General features: G+C 60.7%; 24 protein-coding genes. 8 read left to right on the plus strand and 16 right to left on the minus strand.

Going from position 1 to position 19935, the window contains the following annotated elements:
* Positions 1–57: 57 nt before the first annotated feature.
* Positions 58–333: a hypothetical protein gene (locus tag ACA067_RS19530; RefSeq protein ID WP_497458069.1), complete on the plus strand. Its 276-nt coding sequence runs from the start codon at positions 58–60 to the stop codon at positions 331–333.
* Between the two features lie 5 nt (positions 334–338).
* On the opposite strand, the gene ACA067_RS19535 is transcribed toward ACA067_RS19530, so the two are convergent.
* Complete coding sequence (locus ACA067_RS19535) at positions 339–542, minus strand: SPOR domain-containing protein (RefSeq protein WP_497458070.1); 204 nt, start codon at positions 540–542, stop codon at positions 339–341.
* A 219-nt stretch (positions 543–761) separates the two neighbouring features.
* Between ACA067_RS19535 and ACA067_RS19540 the strand changes: the two genes are divergently transcribed.
* Entirely contained in the window at positions 762–1124 is a 363-nt protein-coding gene (locus ACA067_RS19540; protein ID WP_497458071.1) for an NUDIX hydrolase, read from the plus strand.
* A gap of 13 nt (positions 1125–1137) precedes the next feature.
* Here the strand turns inward: ACA067_RS19540 and ACA067_RS19545 are convergent, their stop codons facing one another.
* The 8 genes from ACA067_RS19545 to ACA067_RS19580 all read right to left on the minus strand — a co-directional run bounded on the left by ACA067_RS19545 (position 1138) and on the right by ACA067_RS19580 (position 8739).
* On the minus strand, positions 1138–1911 hold the full coding sequence (locus ACA067_RS19545) for a 1,6-dihydroxycyclohexa-2,4-diene-1-carboxylate dehydrogenase (protein ID WP_497458072.1): 774 nt from the start codon (positions 1909–1911) through the stop codon (positions 1138–1140).
* Between the two features lie 72 nt (positions 1912–1983).
* Positions 1984–2997: a benzoate 1,2-dioxygenase electron transfer component BenC gene (gene benC, locus ACA067_RS19550; protein ID WP_497458073.1), complete on the minus strand. Its 1014-nt coding sequence runs from the start codon at positions 2995–2997 to the stop codon at positions 1984–1986.
* A gap of 10 nt (positions 2998–3007) precedes the next feature.
* Positions 3008–3496 carry a benzoate 1,2-dioxygenase small subunit gene (benB, locus tag ACA067_RS19555; RefSeq protein ID WP_497458074.1) on the minus strand — a complete coding sequence of 163 codons (489 nt, stop codon included), beginning with the start codon at positions 3494–3496 and terminating at the stop codon, positions 3008–3010.
* Positions 3493–4857 carry a benzoate 1,2-dioxygenase large subunit gene (gene benA / locus ACA067_RS19560; protein WP_064677166.1) on the minus strand — a complete coding sequence of 455 codons (1365 nt, stop codon included), beginning with the start codon at positions 4855–4857 and terminating at the stop codon, positions 3493–3495. Before benA ends, benB begins: the two co-directional genes overlap by 4 nt.
* Positions 4858–5104: 247 nt before the next feature.
* Positions 5105–6064: an AraC family transcriptional regulator gene (locus tag ACA067_RS19565; protein WP_497458075.1), complete on the minus strand. Its 960-nt coding sequence runs from the start codon at positions 6062–6064 to the stop codon at positions 5105–5107.
* Positions 6065–6308: 244 nt separating this feature from the next.
* Positions 6309–7238, minus strand: coding sequence for a catechol 1,2-dioxygenase (gene catA / locus ACA067_RS19570; protein ID WP_497458076.1), 930 nt, complete (start codon positions 7236–7238; stop codon positions 6309–6311).
* Positions 7239–7289: 51 nt separating this feature from the next.
* On the minus strand, positions 7290–7580 hold the full coding sequence (gene catC, locus ACA067_RS19575; protein WP_150744386.1) for a muconolactone Delta-isomerase: 291 nt from the start codon (positions 7578–7580) through the stop codon (positions 7290–7292).
* Positions 7581–7590: 10 nt separating this feature from the next.
* A complete protein-coding gene (locus ACA067_RS19580; RefSeq protein ID WP_497462809.1) occupies positions 7591–8739 on the minus strand; it encodes a muconate cycloisomerase family protein in 1149 nt (382 codons plus the stop codon).
* Positions 8740–8866: 127 nt separating this feature from the next.
* Between ACA067_RS19580 and ACA067_RS19585 the strand changes: the two genes are divergently transcribed.
* On the plus strand, positions 8867–9751 hold the full coding sequence (locus ACA067_RS19585) for a LysR family transcriptional regulator (RefSeq protein WP_128872107.1): 885 nt from the start codon (positions 8867–8869) through the stop codon (positions 9749–9751).
* Positions 9752–9878: 127 nt separating this feature from the next.
* Here the strand turns inward: ACA067_RS19585 and ACA067_RS19590 are convergent, their stop codons facing one another.
* The 4 genes from ACA067_RS19590 to ACA067_RS19605 all read right to left on the minus strand — a co-directional run bounded on the left by ACA067_RS19590 (position 9879) and on the right by ACA067_RS19605 (position 12120).
* Entirely contained in the window at positions 9879–10784 is a 906-nt protein-coding gene (locus ACA067_RS19590; protein WP_497458077.1) for a polysaccharide deacetylase family protein, read from the minus strand.
* A gap of 98 nt (positions 10785–10882) precedes the next feature.
* Entirely contained in the window at positions 10883–11044 is a 162-nt protein-coding gene (locus ACA067_RS19595; protein ID WP_497458078.1) for a hypothetical protein, read from the minus strand.
* A 66-nt stretch (positions 11045–11110) separates the two neighbouring features.
* Positions 11111–11422: an AzlD domain-containing protein gene (locus ACA067_RS19600; RefSeq protein ID WP_497462810.1), complete on the minus strand. Its 312-nt coding sequence runs from the start codon at positions 11420–11422 to the stop codon at positions 11111–11113.
* Complete coding sequence (locus tag ACA067_RS19605) at positions 11422–12120, minus strand: AzlC family ABC transporter permease (protein ID WP_497458079.1); 699 nt, start codon at positions 12118–12120, stop codon at positions 11422–11424. The genes ACA067_RS19600 and ACA067_RS19605 overlap by 1 nt, the downstream gene beginning before the upstream one ends.
* Before the next feature lie 159 nt (positions 12121–12279).
* On the opposite strand from ACA067_RS19605, the gene ACA067_RS19610 reads away from it, so the two are divergent.
* Positions 12280–12651 (plus strand): DUF2784 domain-containing protein, encoded by a 372-nt coding sequence (locus ACA067_RS19610; protein WP_497458080.1) that lies wholly within the window; start codon positions 12280–12282, stop codon positions 12649–12651.
* A gap of 32 nt (positions 12652–12683) precedes the next feature.
* On the opposite strand, the gene ACA067_RS19615 is transcribed toward ACA067_RS19610, so the two are convergent.
* Both ACA067_RS19615 and ACA067_RS19620 read right to left on the minus strand, forming a co-directional pair.
* Positions 12684–14261 carry a sensor domain-containing diguanylate cyclase gene (locus tag ACA067_RS19615; protein WP_497458081.1) on the minus strand — a complete coding sequence of 526 codons (1578 nt, stop codon included), beginning with the start codon at positions 14259–14261 and terminating at the stop codon, positions 12684–12686.
* A gap of 150 nt (positions 14262–14411) precedes the next feature.
* Complete coding sequence (locus tag ACA067_RS19620; protein ID WP_497458082.1) at positions 14412–14939, minus strand: DUF3087 domain-containing protein; 528 nt, start codon at positions 14937–14939, stop codon at positions 14412–14414.
* Between the two features lie 216 nt (positions 14940–15155).
* Between ACA067_RS19620 and ppnN the strand changes: the two genes are divergently transcribed.
* From ppnN to ACA067_RS19635, 3 genes are all read left to right on the plus strand, one after another.
* The gene (gene ppnN, locus ACA067_RS19625; RefSeq protein WP_497458083.1) at positions 15156–16529 is read left to right on the plus strand and encodes a nucleotide 5'-monophosphate nucleosidase PpnN; all 1374 of its coding nucleotides are present in this window, start codon (positions 15156–15158) and stop codon (positions 16527–16529) included.
* A gap of 385 nt (positions 16530–16914) precedes the next feature.
* Positions 16915–17655, plus strand: a complete 741-nt coding sequence (locus tag ACA067_RS19630; RefSeq protein ID WP_497458084.1) for a response regulator — start codon at positions 16915–16917, stop codon at positions 17653–17655.
* A 118-nt stretch (positions 17656–17773) separates the two neighbouring features.
* Positions 17774–17998 carry a hypothetical protein gene (locus tag ACA067_RS19635; RefSeq protein ID WP_497458085.1) on the plus strand — a complete coding sequence of 75 codons (225 nt, stop codon included), beginning with the start codon at positions 17774–17776 and terminating at the stop codon, positions 17996–17998.
* A 248-nt stretch (positions 17999–18246) separates the two neighbouring features.
* Here ACA067_RS19635 and ACA067_RS19640 read toward each other — a convergent pair whose 3' ends face one another.
* Positions 18247–19680 (minus strand): FAD/NAD(P)-binding protein, encoded by a 1434-nt coding sequence (locus tag ACA067_RS19640; RefSeq protein ID WP_497458086.1) that lies wholly within the window; start codon positions 19678–19680, stop codon positions 18247–18249.
* Between ACA067_RS19640 and ACA067_RS19645 the strand changes: the two genes are divergently transcribed.
* On the plus strand, positions 19679–19915 hold the full coding sequence (locus ACA067_RS19645; protein WP_497458087.1) for a hypothetical protein: 237 nt from the start codon (positions 19679–19681) through the stop codon (positions 19913–19915). The two genes, ACA067_RS19640 and ACA067_RS19645, sit on opposite strands and share 2 nt — an antisense overlap.
* The last annotated feature ends 20 nt before the right edge of the window (positions 19916–19935 follow it).

The following is a 19935-nucleotide window of genomic DNA, read 5'->3' on the forward strand; positions in this document are numbered from 1 at the left end:
CGCTCCCCCGCCGAAATGGGACTAAAATTTCGTAGCGGAGCTTATCAGGAGGTCATTATGTGGCTTAACGAATCGGAAAACGAACTTCGACGTGACCTGCAAAGCGTTGCCTCGGACTTGCGATGGTCGGCGGTCGAGCTGTTGCGCATCGCGGATCAGTTGCGCCTGGCGGGCAATGATGTGGATGCACAGGCAGCCCTGCGCTTGTGCGACCTGTTCCAGGGCGATGAGCAGCGATTGGCGGGCTATGCCGAAGAGGTGAAGGCCAAGGCCATCAGTCGAAAACCGCACGATCCGCCTGAAAACGACAAGCCCCGGCGAACCGGGGCTTAAGTGCACTATTTATCCGTCTTCTGGCTGTTGCCGGGCTTTTTTGCCCGAGGCTTGTAACCGGGGAGAGAGGCCGCGAAGGCCAGTGCCTCTTCCCTGCTGGCAAACGCGCCGAGCCGGTCACCCTCGGTGCAGACCCGCCACGGGCCGTTGTTTACGCTGAGTACGTCATAACCGTTCATGTGCATCTTGTTGAGCATGGGAACACTCATGGTTACCTCCTGTTCGGCAGTGATCAGCCACCCTTGACTTGATTACCTTACACCTGCCCCTTACTTAAATGCAGACCAGACGTCGCGCCGGTGGTTGCAGAGGGATTGCACTTTCCCTGCGTCCCGTCACTCCAACCTTTCAAGCAGCGATCTGGCCGGTTCCGGCCGGAATATTGCATTTATAGGTCTGGTTCATGACAACAGGCGGTCAAGTGGCACATGAAAGTACGCGCGACAATCATTTGCGAGCAGGACCGGCATATTCTCCTGGTGCGCAAGCCAAAGAGTCGCTGGACGCTGCCGGGCGGCAAAGTCGAGCGCGGTGAAACCATCGCGGGTGCGGCCATGCGCGAACTTCAGGAAGAAACCGGGCTTGGGGTCGACGGCCTGCTGTATCTGATGGAACTGCAAACCGGCAATACGCGACACCACGTCTACGAGGCCTCGGTGCTGAACCCGGGAGAGGCTCGGCCGCAAAACGAAATCTTCGATTGCATCTGGTACCCGCTGGAGGCGATACACAATCTGGACACAAGCGACGCCACGCTTAAAATCGTCACAGCGTTTCAGCGTCGCTTTTAGTTGTCCAGCCCCGTCAGCCCTGGTCGCCACCGCCGACCGGCAGGGTCATGCCGGTGATATAGGACGCTTCGTCGCTGGCCAGGAACAGGATAGCGCCGGCCTGTTCATCCAGTGTGCCGTAGCGTTTCATCAAGCTGCTGTCGAGGGTCTGGTCGACGATCTGCTGATACCACACCTTTTCCTGGGCACTTTGTTCCGCGGCGTTGCGCGGGATGGCCCGCGGCGGCGCTTCGGTACCGCCGGGGGCGGTGGCGTTGACTCGAATGCCACGACCCGCGGTTTCGAACGCCAGGCACGCGGTCAGCGCATTCACCCCACCTTTCGCCGCACCGTATGGCACGCGATTGACACTGCGGGTGGCGATGGACGACACGTTGACGATGGCGCCACTGCCCTGTTCAAGCATGAACGGCAGCGCGGCATGGCAGCACCACAGCGTCGGGAACAGCGAACGACGGACTTCGGCTTCGATCTGCTGGGCTTCGTAGTGTTCGAAAGGCTTGGTCCAGATCGTGCCGCCGACGTTGTTGACCAGTACATCCAGGCGACCAAAGCGCTCGACGGCGGCGTGCATCACCCGGCTGCATTCTTCGTATTGCTCAAGATCGGCCGTCAGGGCGAGCACCTGGCTGTGCTGCCCCAACTCTTTTTGCACCTCGAACACCAGCTCGGAGCGATCCACCAGGATCAACTGCGCGCCCTCGGCCGCCATGCGCTCGGCAACCCGGCGACCGATGCCCTGGGCGGCACCGGTAATCAACGCGACTTTTTCGTGAAATCTGTTCATACCCACCTCGTGTTCGCGCCACCTCCTCTGTAGGAGCCGTCAGCTCCTACGGGGGCAATCCGCGGAGAATGCTTATGCCGCGCTGGCGGCAAATTTTTCGTAGTAGAAGTTCGCCGGGGCGATGCCTTGTTCGCGAATGAACTGACTGACTGCCTCGACCATCGGCGGCGGGCCGCACAGGTAGACATCGACGTCGCCATCGTTCAAATGCTTGGGCTCGATGTGCTGGGTCACGTAGCCCTTGAGCGGGTGCTGGCTGTCGGGGCTGGCCACGCAGGCGCTGAAGCTGAAGTTCGGGATGCGGGCGGCGAAGGCTTCGAGTCGATCCATTTCCACCAGGTCGAAATCGTTGGTCACGCCGTAGATCAGATGCAGCGGATGCTCACTGCCCTGCTCGGCGATTTTCTCCAGCATCGCGGTAAACGGCGCCAGGCCGGTGCCGCCAGCCAGCAGCAACAACGGACGGCGGATCTCGCGCAGGTAAAAACTGCCCAACGGCCCGGCCAGACTCATGCTGTCGCCCGCCTTCGCCATGCCGGTGAGGAAGCTGCTCATCAGGCCGCCAGGCACGTTGCGAATCAGGAAGCTGACCTCGCCATCACGCTGCAACGAGCTGAACGAGTAGGCGCGGGTCTGCTCACTGCCGGGAATCCCGAGGTTCACGTACTGCCCCGGCAGGAACGCCAGTTTGCTCAGGGCTTCACCCTTGATCGACAGCGCGATGGTGCTGTCGGACAACTGGCGCACGGCGCTGATGGTCGCGTCATAACTGGCCTGGCGGGTGCGGCAGACATCCGAGGAGGTCGGCACGCGGACCACGCAATCGCTCAGGGCGCGCATCTGGCAGGTCAGGACAAAACCTTGCTCGGCCTCATCACTGCTGAGGGCGTCGTCTATGTATTCCTCGCCCAGGTCGTAGCGACCGGCTTCGGCGAAACATTTGCAGGTGCCGCAGGCGCCGTCACGGCAGTCCAGCGGAATGTTGATGCCCTGGCGGTACGCGGCATCGGCCACGGTTTCGCCGGCATTGGCGTCGATGAACCGGGTGACGCCGTCTTCGAAATTGAACGCGATGGAATGAGTCATGACGGCTGCCTCACAAATGGTAAACATCGATGACCTGGCGAACGTAGTCGTTCTTCAGGATCACTTTCTTGGCCTTGATCAACGGGTTCTCGCCGCGCACATCGAGGGTGTAGAAACTGCTGCCGAAATAGCTGTCGACGGTCTTGTAGCGAAAGCTCAGGGTGTGCCAGTTGAAGCGCACCTTGCACAATCCGTCGGCCTGTTCGAGCAGCTCGATGTTGCTGATGTTGTGGGAGGTGCGGGTGTCCGGCATGGTGGCGCTGGAGCGCTCGGTCTTGATCCGGAACACGCGGTCTTCCAGACCGGTGCGGTTGCCGTACCAGATCAGCGAGATTTCCCGCTGCGGATCGATGGTCAACTCGTCGTTGTCGTCCCAGGACGGCATCCAGTACGTGGCGTCCGGTGCATACAACTCCAGCCATTCATCCCATTGCCGGTCATCGAGGTAACGGGCTTCGCGATAGAGAAAGTCGCGCACGGTTTCATAGGTGATAGTCATTGCACGGCCTCCACTGCAATCAGGTCGGACTGTTCTGCGGCCAAGGCCTTGAGCATGGTCTGCTGCCAATACTTGTGCTGCAGCACGAACAGGCCTTCGTCTTCGGTGCGTACGCCGCTGAGCAACGGATGCAGATCGATTTCCTTCGCGGCCTCATCGGCGCCTTCGACCCAATGCTCGGCACCACGGGACATGTCGTTCCAGGCCGTCGCGCTGCCCTCATAACTGGTCTGGCAGGAACGGAACTCTTCCAGGTCGTCCGGGGTGGCCATGCCGCTGACGTTGAAGAAATCCTCATACTGGCGAATCCGGCTCGAACGGGCGTGATCGCTTTCGCCTTTGGGGGCGATGCAGTAAATGGTGATTTCCGTGCGGTTGACCGAAATCGGCCGGGCGATGCGAATCTGCGAGCTGAACTGGTCCATCAGGTACACGTTCGGGTACAGGCACAGGTTGCGCGAGTTCTCGATCATCCAGTCAGCCCGGGCCTTGCCGAAGTCCTGGGCCAGTTCGTCACGGCGCTCGTACAGCGGGCGGTCCTCAGGGTTGGCCCAGCGGGTCCAGAGCAGCATGTGGCCCTTGTCGAAGGAGTAAAACCCGCCGCCCTGCTTGGCCCAGCTGCCGGCGCTCATGGTCGGGTTGTCATCGCCGGCCTCGCGCTGCTTGCGCTGGTTCTGGGTCGCGGCGTAGTTCCAGTGCACGGAGCTGACGTGATAGCCGTCGGCGCCATTTTCGGCGGTGAGTTTCCAGTTGCCTTCGTAGATGTAGCTGGAGGAACCGCGCAGCACTTCCAGGCCATCGGCGGACTGGTCGACGATCATGTCGATGATCTTCGCCGACTCGCCCAGGTGCTCGACCAGCGGCAACACATCAGCGTTGAGGCTGCCGAACAGGAAGCCGCGATAGGATTCGAAACGCGCCACTTTGGTCAGGTCGTGGGAGCCTTCGCAGTTGAAGCTGGCCGGGTAGCCCGCTTCGGCCGGATCCTTGACCTTGAGCAGCTTGCCGGAGTTGTTGAAAGTCCAGCCGTGGAACGGGCAGGTGTAGGAGCTCTTGTTGCCGGACTTGTGCCGGCACAGCGTCGCGCCGCGATGACTGCAGGCGTTGAGGAACGCATTGAGCACACCGTCCTTGTTGCGCGCGATAAAGATCGACTGGCGCCCCATGGTGGTGGTGTAGAAATCGTTTTTGTTGGGGATCTGGCTTTCGTGGGCGAGGTACAGCCAGTTGCCTTCGAAGATGTGTTTCATCTCGAGGTCGAACAGCCGCGGGTCGGTGAACATCTCGCGTTTGCAGCGATAGATGCCCTGCTCTGGATCGTCTTCAAGCAGGGAATGCAGGTATTCGGGTCGCAGGGTCATGGCCACCGCCTCCATTGTTATTGTCAGGCAGGGCCATGCTAGGACGGGGGGATGGGGCGGACTATCCGCTGGGTGCAGACCTGTATCCGTTTTATGCAAAGGTCAACGCGGCATTGATCGTTCCCACGCTCTGCGTGGGAATGCAGCGCGGGACGCTCTGCGTCCCAAAAGCGGACGCGGAGCGTCCGTTGAGGCGTTCCCACGCGGGAGCGTGGGAACGATCAACAGGGAGGTGGCGTTTGCGAGGTCAGTGCCGGCGCTTGAGGGTATCGGACGGCAATTCGCCAAACTGCTTGCGGTAGTTGTCCGAGAACCGCCCCAAATGCAGGAAGCCGTAATCCATGGCCACCTCCGTGACGTTGCGCACGTTACAGGTCGGGTCGCTCAGGCAGGCATTGATACGCTCGAGGCGTTTGTGCCGGATGTAGTTTTTCGGCGTAGTGCCGGCGTTGCGTTCGAACAAGCCATACAGCGAGCGCAGGCTCATTCGCGCCTGGCGGGCCAACTCTTCGCTGTCGATGTCCTGCTTGAGGTTACGATCGATGTAATCGGCGATCACCTCGAACGTGGCTGTCTGTGAGCCGAGACTGATCCGGCTGACATTGGTCTTCATCAGGCTGAGCATCTTGCTGACGATGATCTGCGCGTAGTGCTCCTGCACCTTGGGAATCTGCTCGGTGGCCTCGGCTTCCTGGCAAATCATAGCCAGCAGACCGACGAAACCTTCAAGTTCGTCGAGCTGATAGCGGTTCTCCAGGAACCGCACACCCTGCCCCGGGTACCGCCAGCGCTGTTCATCGCACACGGACTCGAGCAACGGCGTGGGGACCTTGAGGATGAATTTTTCGCAATCATCGGAATAGGTCAGATCCACCGGATCGTCGGGATTGATCAACAGCAATTCGCCGGGAGCAAAGTAGTGTTCCTGACCGTGGCCGCGCCACAGGCAGTTGCCACGCAGCAACACTTGCAGGTGATAGATGCTTTCCAGGGCACCGGAGGTGACCCGTACGCTGCCGCCATAGCTGATGCGGCACAGGTCGAGGCTGGCAAATTTACGGTGATTGAGGCTGGCCAGCGGTCGCCCGGCCCGTGGCATCAGGATGCAATGGTTACCGACATGCTGATTGACGTAGCCCGACACCGCGTAAGGATCGGCGTGGTCGAATACGGTGCTGCGCTGACTCAACAATTGCGCTTGCATCATCGGGTCACTCTCGTTGTTGTTATAGGGTGCTGCGGGTCTTGCGGGGCAGCGCATGCAAGGGTGTTTCAGTGGAGCGACTTATGGAAGAAACCTGTGGGAGCGAGCCTGCTCGCGAAAGCGGCGTGTCAGTCAACGTTGATGTTGAAGCTGATGGCCCTTTCGCGAGCAGGCTCGCTCCCACAGGTCGGGCCCACAGGTCACTCCCACGGGTTACCCCACTGCCCGGGGCCATTGCTTGAGGATATCAGTCCTCGAGTGCGCGAACCCGCTCGTGACGCTGCTGTTCATCGGGTTGTGCGGAAGTCTGCAAGGTGAAATCGAAGTCGATTTCGGCAAAACGACCGCTCACGCCATGGGCCGCTGCCCGCTCTTGATCGTCGCTGAAGGTGATTTTGGCGATCAGCTCATCCCGGGTGGCATAGGCAAAATCGTCGTGCAGGTATTGATCGCCATCCAGGTTGATCTGGGTGGTCAGGTGGCGATGATCCGGCGCGGAAATGAAGAAGTGCACATGCGCCGGCCGCTGGCCATGACGACCCAGTTGATCGAGCAGTTGCTGGGTCGGACCGTCCGGCGGGCAGCCATAGCCCGACGGCACGATGCTGCGGAAGCGATAGCGACCTTCGGCATCGGTGACGATGCGCCGACGCAGGTTGAATTCCGACTGCGTGGTATCGAAGTAAGAGTAGGTGCCGCCGGTGTTGGCGTGCCAGACATCCACCACCGCACCGGCCAAGGGTTCGCCGGCGGTGTTCTTGACCTGGCCCTGCATGAACAGCACCACACCCGGATCGACACCGTCGTCGAGACGTGCTTCGCCTTCCGACAGCGGCGCCCCCGCCACGTACAGCGGCCCTTCGATGGTCCGCGGTGTGCCGCCAGCCTTGCCGGCCTGCTCGTCTTCGGCGTCCATCAGCAGGTCGAGATAATGCTCGAGACCGATCCCGGCCACCAGCAATCCTGCCTCCTGGCGCGCACCCAGCACGTTGAGGTAGTTGACCGCTTTCCAGAACTCTTCCGGAGTCACGGCCAGGTCTTCGATGATATTCACCGAATCACGCAGGATGCGGTAGATCAGGGCTTTGACCCGCGGGTTACCGGCTTCATTGAGCAGACCGCTGGCCTCTTCGAGAAACTTCTGGGCATTGGCAGTGTGGGAAATCTTGACGTTCATGGTGGTTCCTCATCTTGTAATTATAAGCGTAGCGAACTGAACAGGCTGGGTTCAGCGGTCATCCTCGCGAATCGACGAAGGATGCCGGCACATCGCGGTGACTTCGATCGCCATGTACGGATACAGCGGCAGTTGCATCAGCAGGTCGTGCAGTTCCTGGACGCTATCGACATCGAACACGCTGTAATTGGCATACAGCCCGGCGATGCGCCACAGGTGCCGCCACTTGCCCTGCTCTTGCAGGCGCTGGGCCAGGGCTTTTTCGTCAGCCTTGAGCCTGGCGGCGGTTTCGGGATTCATGTCGACCGGCAGGTTCACGGTCATTTTTACGTGGAACAGCATGATGCACTCCTCAGGCGTGATGAAGGACAGTGGATGATTTGTCGCGACGGAAAAACGCCAGGCGCTCCTCATCCAGGCTCAGGCCCAGGCCCGGTGTTTTCGGCACGTGCAGTTCAAAGTCGCGATAGACCAGCGGCTCGCCGAGAATGTCCTCGGTCAGCAGCAATGGGCCGAACAGCTCGGTGTCCCAGGCCAATTTGTTCAGGGTGACAAAGGCATGGGCCGAGGCCAGGGTACCGACGCCACCTTCGAGCATGGTGCCGCCATACAGGCCGATACCGGCCGCTTCGGCGATGGCCGCGGTGCGCAACACGGCACGTGGGCCGCCATTCTTGGCAATCTTCAGGGCGAACACCGACGCAGCGCCTTCGCGCGCCAGGTTGAAGGCATCCTCCACGCACTCGATGGACTCGTCGGCCATGATCGGCGCCGGGCTCATGGCATTCAGGCGCGCCATGCCGGCGCGGTTGTTGCGCGAGATCGGTTGTTCGATCAAGTCGATGCCGTTGGTGCCCAGGATCCGGCAGGCACGCAATGCGACCGCTTCATCCCAGGCCTGATTGACATCGACCCGCACGCTGGCGCGATCACCCAGGGCTTTCTTGATCGCAATGACGTGGGCCAGGTCGCGGTTGACTTCACCGGCGCCGATTTTCAGCTTGAAGATCCGGTGGCGGCGCAGGTCGAGCATTTGTTCCGCTTCGGCGATGTCCTTGGCGGTGTCGCCACTGGCCAGGGTCCATGCTACTGGCAGGGCATCACGCACGCGGCCGCCGAGCAATTCGCTGACTGGCAGGCCAAGGCGCTTGCCCTGGGCGTCGAGCAACGCGGTTTCGATACCGGACTTGGCGAACGTGTTGCCGCGGATGCTGCGCTCCAGACGCAACATCGCGGCGTTCACGTTGCTGGCGTCTTGCCCCAGCAATAGCGGCGCGAAGTGTTTATCGATATTGGTCTTGATGCTTTCCGGGCTTTCGTTGCCGTAGGCCAGGCCGCCGATGGTGGTGGATTCGCCGATACCTTCCATGCCGTCGGCGCAACGCACACGAATGATCACCAGGGTCTGGTTCTGCATGGTGTGCATCGCCAGCTTGTGCGGGCGGATGGTCGGCAGATCGACGATGATCGTCTCGATCGATTCAATGGCTGTTGCAAGCATGTCGATACCCGTCAGGTTCTTGAAGTTCTGATCTGGATTCTCGTACGGCTTTTTCCGGGCGGCCAATATAGAATTGGTCTGGCTTGATACCTTAAAGGTATTCAACCACTGCCCATCGGGAGGCTCCATGGAACTGCGTCACCTGCGTTACTTTCAGGTATTGGCCAAAACCCTCAACTTCACCCGTGCCGCCGAGCTGCTGCACATCGCCCAACCGCCGCTGAGTCGACAGATCCAGCAACTGGAAGACGAACTGGGGGTCATGTTGCTGGAGCGCGGGCGGCCGCTGAAGCTGACCGATGCCGGGCGGTTTTTCCATGAGCACTCCAGCGCCCTGCTCGAACAGCTGGCCAAGGTATGCGACAACACGCGGCGGATCGGTCTGGGCGAAAAGACCTGGCTGGGCATCGGCTTTGCGCCATCGACCCTCTACGGCGTCCTGCCCGAGCTGATTCGCCGCTTGCGCAGCGGCGAGCCCCTGGAACTTGAGCTCGGGCTCTCGGAAATGACCACGCTGCAACAGGTGCAGGCGCTCAAGGCCGGGCGCATCGATATCGGCTTCGGGCGGATCCGTATCGACGACCCGGCCATCATCCAGACCGTGTTGACCGAAGACCGGCTGGTCGCTGCCCTGCCCGCCGGCCACCCGTTGCTGGCCGGGCCGATCAGCCTGCGCGAACTGGCGAAGGAGCCCTTTGTGCTGTACCCCGGCAACCCGCGGCCGAGCTATGCCGACCATGTGATCGCCTTGTTCGAATCCTATGGCGTGAGCATCCATGTGGCGCAATGGACCAATGAACTGCAAACCGCCATCGGGTTGGTGGGCGCAGGCATCGGGGTCACGCTGGTGCCGGCCTCGGTGCAATTGCTGCACCGCGACGACATTGGCTTCACCCCCCTGCTGGAAGACAACGCCACCTCGCCGATTATCCTCAGCCGGCGCGTGGGCGACGTGTCGCCGGGGTTGAATCATTGCTTGCGGATGATTGACGAGCTGTTGCCATCGGCATAAAGCCGCGATGCGACAGGCGCATGCGCCCTGTCATGCACCCTATGTAGGAGCTGCCGCAGGCTGCGATCTTTTGACTTTGCTTTTCAAAAACAAGATCAAAAGATCGCAGCCTGCGGCAGCTTCTACATTAGAAAGCGGGGGAATTGCTATTCCAGAGCCAGTTCCAGATCCCCGGCAATTTGACCGCCTCTGAACTATCGCGAACGGTGCGCGCCATGGCGGCCCGTTGCAGCGCTGCCGTATCGTCGTAAAACGGCTTCTGCGCCAACGTCACACCGGTTGCAGCGGCGCTGTCGAGGAGGATTTGCAGGTACTCCCGGGCATGCCGGGCGGTGTAGCGATTGAGATCGTGGAACGTCACCACCACCGGAATCACGCCGTCCACCGTCGGCAGCTCGCCTCGCGCGATGCGCTCACGGACTTCGGACAGTTGCCGCAGCATGTTGGCCCGTCGCCGGGGGCTGGCGTTGAAACCCCAGATCTTGCCGTCATTGGCGCTCAGGTCGGTGAGCAGCAGATGCAGGCCCTGTTGCCGATAAGCCGCGAAGGTGCGCTTGTCGTAGCTCCAGAACGGCGGACGCAGCAGGGTTGGTGGCGCTCCGGTGATCGCGGCAATGTCGGCGCTGCCGTTGCTGAGTGACTGCTGCAGTGCTTGCGCGTCCAGCGAGCGATGATTGCTGTGCCCGGGCGTGGCGGTGTGCAAGCCCAGAATATGGCCTTCGGCCTGTTCGCGACGCATGATTTCGCGCCCCAACTCGCTGCCGCCGGCCCGTGAGGCGCGGGTTTGCACGAAGAACACCGCCTTGATGTCCGCTTGCAGCGGATTGCGCGACAGGCTGTCGAGCACGGTCACGGTTGGATTCCACCAACTCGAAGCGCTGGGACCGTCGTCGAAGGTCAGCAGAAAACGGATCGGTGGTTGCGCTCGCAGACGTTGCTCGGTCTGCGGCGTCATCTCGATGGGAGAAGCGATGCACCCCAGCAGACCGACTGCGATGGCGAACGCCGATAAAACCTTGACCAGCTGTTTCATGTTTTGCCTTGGGCCAGACTGTTGCGCCCACACGTCTGTGCGGGCGCAGGTTGGATCAAGGTACACAGCGTTTGGTTCCGGCGATATGTGTAGATCGATCAGGGCTTCAGCGGACGTTCCTGGTCACGTTCCGACAGCTCTTTGCCGTCGTCGGGATGCTTCCAGTCGGGCGTCGAACGCCGCTGCTGTTCGAGCTCTTCTTCCGTCAGTTCATCCATGTCTACATCATCCGGATCCGGACGCTTTGGGTCAGTTGCCATGCTCACCTCTCTTCCTGAAGGGATCGTTCATCAACGTTAAGCGTAGAACAGTTTCACGCACCCGGCTCAGAGCCACCAGCGTAGCAAAAAGAAGAAGCCCATGCTCAACAGCATGCTGAGCAAGGTGTTGCGGGTGTAGAGCACCAGGCCGATCGCCACCAGCGAACTGATCAGATAGGGATTGTCCCACTGCAGGTTCAGCTGTTTGTCCGGCATGAACACGATCGGCCCGCAGATCGCGGTCAGCATGCCCGGTACCGCAAAACCGAGGAACTGCCGGGCATTGCTGCTCAGGCGCAACGGCAACCGGGGTTCGAGAAACACGTAGCGGTTGAGGAACACCAGGATCCCCATGCCGACAATAACTGCCCAGACCATCATGTGCGTCCACCGTAGAATTTGTTGCAGACAAAGCCGGCCGTCATGCCCGCCAACCCCGACAGCACCAGCGCCGAACCCCACTGCCAATAGCTGAACAGCACCGAACAGAACAGCGAAACCGCCACGCACACCACGGTCGGCACATTGCGCACCACCGGCGTGATCAGGGCGATAAAGGTCGCCGCGATGGAGAAGTCCAGCCCCAGATGCTCCAGGCCCGGAATGCTGCTGCCCAGCACAATGCCGGCCAGGGTGAAGAGGTTCCAGGCGATGTAAAACGTCAGGCCGACGCCCAGGGCGTACCAGCGGTTGAACTGCTGTTTGTCATGCGCACTGGTCAGGGCGAACAGTTCGTCAGTGAGCAAAAAGCCCAGCCCCGCCCGCCAGCGCCCCGGCAGCGGCGAAATCACCGAACGCAGACTCATGCCGTAAAGCAGATGCTGGGAAGTCAGTAGCAAGGTGGTCAGCAGAATCGAAAAAATCCCGGCACCGCCCTTGAGCATGCCGATTGCCACCAGTTGCGCCGCACCGGCAAACACGATGCTCGACAAGCCCTGGCCTTGCAGGGGCGTGAGATTGGCTTCGATGGCCATGGAGCCGGCCAGCAGTCCCCAGGGCGCGGTCGCCAGAGACAACGGCATGATCGCCACGGCGCCGCGAAGAAAAGCGCTGCGCGGCATGAGTGAGTTGGACATAACGCTCTACAACCAGGGAAAGACTCCAGACTGTGCCAGCACCCGCGCCTGATGGCTTGAACAATCTTGCGCACTTGCACGCCACCGTCGCTGATTGTTCGCCTCCGTCACTCGCCCGAGTACCATGGAGCCATTGGCATAACACTCCAGGGTGTCGACATGCTTTACCGAATCGCCGCCGACGGGCTGGTGCTGTTTCACCTGCTGTTCATTCTGTTCGTGCTGTTCGGCGGCCTGCTGGTGCTCAAATGGCGCCAGTTGATCTGGTGGCATCTGCCCGCGGCCGTGTGGGGCGTTTTGGTGGAGGTCTTCCACTTGCCCTGCCCGCTGACTGACTGGGAAAACCTCATGCGCCACGGGGCCGGGCAAACCGGTTATGGTGGCGGCTTCATCGAACATTACCTGTTGCCGGTCATTTACCCGGCCGGCCTGACGCCGGCGATTCAGCTGGGGCTGGGCAGTGTGGTGCTGGTGATCAATGTGCTGGTCTATGTTTGGCTGATCAGGTTACGTCGGGCATCCTGCCGCTAAGAGCGAAAATCCACGCCCTGTTTGACGGACATTCAGTTGGCAATCACGCTCATGTTCCGGCCGCTGGCCTTGGCGACATAGAGCGCCTTGTCCGCAGCGCTGACCAGATCATTGGGCTGATCCTGAGAGGCCGGGTTGAAGGCGCACACCCCAAGGCTCACGGTGACCGTGCCCTCTACGCCCTCGCTGTGGGGAATGCCGGCCTGCTGCACCGCGCGACGGATTTTTTCCGCCACCAGAAACGCGCCCACATAGTCGGTGCCAGGCAACACCACCGTGAACTCTTCGCCGCCATACCGCGCGGCCAGGTCATCAGGGCGCTTGATGTGGTCACTGATGATCGTGCTGATGCTGCGCAAACTCTCATCGCCGGCCACGTGGCCGTAAAGGTCATTGAAGCGCTTGAAGTGATCGACATCGATTATCAGCAGTGCGAGGTGGGTCTGGCTGCGCCTGGCTCGGCCCATTTCGGCAAGAATGAACAGATCGAATTGACGTCGGTTGGACAATCCGGTCAGTGCATCCTCCAGCGCCAGCAACTCAAGGCTGCGGTTGACCTCGATCAGCTTTTCCTGGGCATCGAGCAAGACGTTCTGGACGTGATTCTGCTGCTTCATCAGGCGAATGAGGCGAAAACCGAACACCAGCAGAAACCCTAAGAATAACGAAACGATGCCCGCGCTCAGCAGCACCTGCTCACGCCAGCCGGCCAACACGTGCTCTTTATCCAGCGCAGCAAAGATGATCAGCGGATAACCTTCGACCCTGCGAAATCCGACCACCCGCTCGACGCCATCCACATAGGAGGTGACCGTAGCGGTGCCTGAATCGCCCTTGGGCAGCAATTGCGTGAACAGCGGCCCCTTGGCGACGCTGGTGCCGACTTCAACCTCCTTGAACGGCCGGCGAACGACGATGCTGGCGTCGTCGGCGATCAGGTTGATCACGCCGTTATTGCCCATGTCGATACTGTCGTAGAGCGCAAGGAAATGACTGAGGTAGAGGGTTGCCAGCGCCACGCCGGCGAAGCTGCCATCTGGATGATTGACGCGACGCGACACCGTCATGATCCATTCACGGGTGGACCGACTCTTGATCGACGGGCCAATGTGCGGTCCACGATCGGGATGATCACGATGGAAGATGAAATACTCGCGGTCGGCATTGTTCGCGCCGGGCATGACGGCGCCGTTGGAGTTGGCAATCCAGCGCCCTTGCTCGTCATAAACGAACAAGCCATGAAGCTGGCTCAGCTCACTGCGCTGGGCCGTGAGCAAACGTTCAAGCCTTGGCACCTGCCCCTGGGTGATGCCGTCGTTTTCAAGGCGGTCGACCAGCGTAAACAACAGGGTATCGGCCTGCTTGATCGACGCCTCTGCTTGGGAGGCCAGGGTCTGCGCAAGGTTGGACACCGCCACTTCCTTGTCATGCAGATGGTACTGGCGCGAGTTCCAGGCTTCCCAGATCACGATGGCGGTCATGGACAGGCATACCGCGAGCAGCAGAAACACTACAGAGCGAACCTTGAGGCGGGCCATTGACTGCTCGGCGACCAGAGCCACGCCATGGCGCGATTGTTCGATTCGATCTTTAACGGACGGATGACCCATGACGCTCCCTGAATCCTGATGAACCGGCGACCCATCCCGGTCGCCGTGGTTTTCTACCCATTGTTGCGTTCACTATGCCTGATCAGTTCAGCCTAGTCCCCACCTGCCCGCAACCCTGGATCCCAGGGTGCTCCGCCCATGCCATGGATTCTACCGCGACGGCTGCTTCACCGCCTCGATCCAGTCCGGATTCAACCGGGTCTGTTCGGTGTCGATGCACAGCGATTCCATCCGCGCCTTGTGTTGATCCATCTCACGCGTCAACTGGCTGTGATCACTGGAATTACCGTCCAGCTCATGCATCTGGCTCAGCCCAAGATGGTAGAAGCGCAACAGCTTCATCGCACTCGGGTCCCCCTGCTCCACGGCTGCCGTGACCTGGTGCATGACGTTGGTGATGCTCATCAGGCTGCGCTTGAGCTGCCAGCCATAGACGGCCGGCGCCATCCATTCCTGGGTCCAGAAGGTGCTGCGCATCAACGCGACCATCAGCAGCACCGCCACAAACACGCCACCGACATTGAAACGCAAATTGTCCCCGCCAGGCTCGCCGAACAGCGCCACCGCCGCGGTGGACAACACCATCGCCAGCGCCAGGAAAACCAGGGCGATGATCACCGTGCTGCGGCGCGTCTGCTGTCGATAGGTGGCGGCATTCTTCGGCTGGATTTCGAACATTGCGTCGGGTTTCCTTCGGGCATGGGCAAAAAGTCTGCGGGGCATTATCGCCTCTGCGAGGGATTTAGCTATGCTGGGGTTTCTTTTCACCTTTTTATCGTCAAACGGGAAAATGGCGATCCAGCGCAGTTCGTGCCATCTTCTTTTATGGATGCATACTATTCGGATGCCATTTGCCCCTCCTTGGGCGGATGACATCGTTTTAAGGATCACTGAATGACCCAACGACATGTAATCAACGCCTCGGTCAGCCCCAAAGGCAGCCTGGAAACCCTCTCTCAACGTGAAGTACAGCAACTGAGCGAAGCCGGATCCGGCAGCACCTACACCCTCTTCCGCCAGTGCGCCCTGGCCATCCTCAATACCGGCGCCCATGTTGATAACGCCAAGACCATCCTCGAAGCCTACAAGGACTTCGAAATCCGTATTCACCAGCAGGACCGTGGCGTTCGCCTCGAACTGCTGAACGCACCTGCCAACGCCTTCGTCGATGGCGAAATGATCGCCAGCACCCGGGAAATGCTCTTCAGCGCCCTGCGCGACATCGTCTACACCGAAAATGAACTCGACGCCCAGCGCATCGACCTGAGCACCTCCCAGGGCATCAGCGACTACGTATTCCACCTGCTGCGCAACGCCCGCACCCTGCGCCCCGGCATCGAGCCGAAGATCGTGGTGTGCTGGGGCGGCCACTCGATCAACACCGAAGAATACAAATACACCAAGGAAGTCGGCCACGAACTGGGCCTGCGCAGCCTGGACATCTGCACCGGTTGCGGCCCCGGCGTGATGAAAGGCCCGATGAAAGGCGCGACCATCGCCCACGCCAAGCAACGCATCCATGGCGGACGCTACCTCGGCCTGACCGAACCCGGCATCATCGCCGCGGAAGCGCCGAACCCGATCGTCAACGAACTGGTGATCCTGCCGGACATCGAAAAGCGCCTGGAAGCCTTCGTCCGCGTCGGCCACGGCATCATCATCTTCCCCGGCGGCGCCGGCACCGCCGAAGAGTTCCTGTACCTGCTTGGCATCCTGATGCACCCGGACAACGCGGGCCTGCCCTTCCCGGTCATCCTCACCGGGCCGAAACACGCGGCGCCGTACCTGGAACAGCTTGATGCGTTTGTTGGTGCCACGCTGGGTGAAGGCGCCAAGCAACATTACGAGATCATCATCGACGACCCGGCCGAAGTGGCGCGCCAGATGACCCAGGGCCTCAAGGCGGTGAAACAGTTCCGCCGCGAACGCAACGACGCCTTCCATTTCAACTGGCTGCTGAAGATCGACGAAGGCTTCCAGCGTCCGTTCGATCCGACCCACGAAAACATGGCCAACCTGCAACTGAGCCGCAACCTGCCAGCCCACGAACTGGCCGCCAACCTGCGCCGCGCGTTCTCCGGCATCGTCGCCGGCAACGTCAAGGACAAGGGCATCCGCCTGATCGAAGAACACGGGCCGTACCAGATTCGTGGCGATGCGGCGGTCATGCAGCCGCTCGATCAACTGCTCAAGGCCTTCGTCGCCCAGCACCGGATGAAATTGCCGGGTGGCGCGGCATATGTTCCGTGTTATCAGGTGGTTGCGTAGCATTGCTCAAGTAAACACTGTGGGAGCGGGCTTGCGCGCGATGAGGCCATAACATTCAACATCGATGTTAGCTGTCAGGCCGTCTTTGCGAGCAGGCTCGCTCCCACAATGGTTTCGGGTACATCCGAAAAATCAGGTCGGCTGGCAGGCCGCCTTCGCTGCGGTGCGGCGATCCGACAAGCCAGCTCCTACATGATCACCTGTGTACGGATGAATTGTGGTCAACGCCACCCCCTGTAGGAGCCGGCTTGCCGGCGAAGGCGTCTTCATTGACGCTATAAGGCTTGAAGCAGCGCCAGATACAGTGGGATATATAAAGGCCGGCATGCAACCGCGACGTGGCTCCCTGGAATGCGCAACGTGCGAATGAAAAGAGGGTTGAGCAATGGAACATGTGAACCACATCCTGATCGTCGACGACGATCGCGAGATCCGGGAGCTGGTTGGCAATTACCTGAAGAAAAACGGCCTGCGCACCACCGTGGTCGCCGATGGCCGGCAGATGCGCAGCTTTCTCGAAGCCAACACCGTGGACCTGATTGTGCTCGACATCATGATGCCCGGCGATGACGGCCTGCTGCTGTGCCGCGAGTTGCGCTCGGGCAAGCACAAGGCCACGCCGATCCTCATGCTTACCGCCCGCAATGATGAAACCGATCGCATCCTCGGCCTGGAAATGGGCGCCGACGATTACCTGACCAAACCTTTCGCCGCACGCGAACTGCTGGCGCGGATCAATGCCGTGCTGCGGCGCACGCGAATGCTGCCGCCCAATCTGCTGATCACCGAAAGCGGCCGACTGCTGGGCTTCGGCCGCTGGCGCCTGGACACCACCGCCCGCCACCTGCTGGACGAAGACGGCACCATGGTCGCCCTCAGCGGTGCCGAATATCGCCTGCTGCGGGTGTTCCTCGACCACCCCCAACGGGTCCTCAGCCGCGACCAGTTGCTCAACCTGACCCAGGGTCGCGACGCCGACCTGTTCGACCGTTCCATCGATTTGCTGGTGAGCCGTTTGCGTCAGCGGCTGAAGGATGATTCCCGGGAATCGACCTACATCAAGACCGTGCGCAGCGAAGGCTATGTGTTCTCTTACCCGGTGGAATTGCTCGGCGCAGAGTCATGATGCCTGGCTGACGGCGGATCAATGTTCTCGATAAAGACTATGCGTCAGGGTGTTTTTTCATCGCAGTGCTCCAGCTCTACAGTGGCGACATCTTCTCCCCACTCTTCTGGAGCACATCATGAAAAGCATCATCGGTCTTGGTTTTGCCCTGTCGGTACTTGGCGCTACGTCGGTCATTGCGGCTCCGCACGCCACTTCGACAGTCGTTGCGGCGGCTAAAGTCAGCCAGCCCGCATTGTTGAATGTGAACACCGTTGGCATCGATCACAAGGATGGCCAGCAAGGCAAACTCTACGTCGCGGAAAACCGTCCTGAGTTTGGTTCGAAGTATCAGCGTTATTGATCAACGGCGCTGTAATGCCTGAAACAGGGAACCCCCTGTAGGAGCTGTCGAGCGAAGCGAGGCTGCGATCTTTTGATCTTGCTTCTTCCGATCTCGAGCAGATCAGGATCAAAAGATCGCAGCCTGCGGCAGCTCCTACAGTGTTGATCGGTGTCAGGCCCGAAAACGTTGATCGGTGTCATGTCCAAAACGTTGATCGGTGTCATGCCCAAAACGTTGATCGGTGTCATGCCCAAAAACCGGTCCCGCTACCCGCCCGTAGCCAGTCGAGCGGCGAGAGCCTGGGCCTGACTCGCTACATCGGTCACCGCCGTACTCTCCCACCACATCCCACGCAACGGCGGCCCCATGGCAAACAGTCGACTGGCAACCTGCCCATCGACATCCAGCACCGCGCCATCAATCGCCGCCGCAATCCCCAACGCCAACGGCCCCGGCCGCACCAGACCGCGAGCCAGCAGCTGCTGTGGCAATGGCCGCGACACCCGCCGCCAGTCATATTCAATGCCACTGGAGTTGATCAACGCCGCACCACTGACAACAACAGTTTCAGCTGCACCACGACGACGAATGCGAATACTCACTTCACCGCCCGAAGACGGCTCCAGCCCCTTGAACGACGCCGCCTGAATCCGCAACCGCCCTTCCCCATGCAGCCGCGCCACCCGTTCGGCACTCAACGGCGGTGAACGGTGATGATGACTTTCCCACCACGGCCGCACATGCCGCACAAACTGCCGACGCTGCACGTCCGTCGCCTGGCTCCACAAGCGACCGATGTGCGCCCGCACCGTATCCAGCGGCGCCTGCCAATCGATGCCCTGGGCGATGGCGTCCCGGCAATGCCGCCGCAATTCGCGCATCAGCTGCCGAGGTGTGCGAATGCTCGGGTCCTCGGCAAGAAAATCCACCCAGGCCGGCGGTTGCCGACGCACATGCGGCAGCAGCCCATGGCGCGAAAACACTTCGATCGACCCACGATGCCCGGCCTGTTCCAGCGACACCACGGCATCGACCATGGTTAAACCCGAGCCGATGATCAGCACCGTCGACTGCGGATCAAGCTGGCGCATGGCAGCGACATCCCACGGGTCGAGTGCCGCGGCGTTCAAGCCGCTGGATTCGGTCTGCGGTGTACGTGCGGCGGGAAACATGCCGGTCGCCAGCACCGCATAAGTACCCTGCAAGCGTTGCCCGTCACTCAAGGCCAGGCGCACCGAATCATCCAGGCTTTGCAGGTCGACCACTTCAGCCTGCACATGCTCGACCGTTGAACCATTCAACGCGCCAACGGCTTGCGCCTCGGCCAGTCGCTGCTGCACGTACAACCCGAAAATGCCCCGTGGCGGGAACAATTCGCTGACCGGCACATGCTGCTCATCGGCCTGCGGCCAGCCACCGGCCGCGATGTACCCGGCCAGCCATTGGGTCAGGTCGTCGGCGTTGTCCGGGTCGACGCTCATGCGCGCCGCGTTGCCGTTGAGGGTATGGCCCAATTCGACCGCGCTGTAGGCCTCGCCCCGGCCAAGTTCGGCGCGGGGTTCGATCACCAGCAACGATCGTTTGCCGGGGAGGCGCAACAGCTGCGCCGCCAGCATCGTGCCGCTGAGGCCGCCGCCGACGATCAGGATGTCTGCATTGCGGAGGGCGTCGGTCACCGGTCCGCTTGGAGTTTCGCTCATGCCGTTCTCGCTGGTTAGTGTTCGCTTGAATACAATCGTGCAATTCGCCCCGAGCCAACAACGCATCGCTGCTGACGAGCTGCATGACTATCTCGAAATCTCCTGGACGATAATAGGCGCCAAACCAATGGAAGGTTCATCAAGCAGTTCCAAAGTAGGACGTACGACGCCGATTACCTGTGGGAGCGAGCTTGCTCGCGATGGCGGTGCATCAGTAGACATAGATGTTGAATGACACACCGTCATCGCGAGCAA

The organism is Pseudomonas sp. LBUM1674 (genome assembly GCF_059695635.1).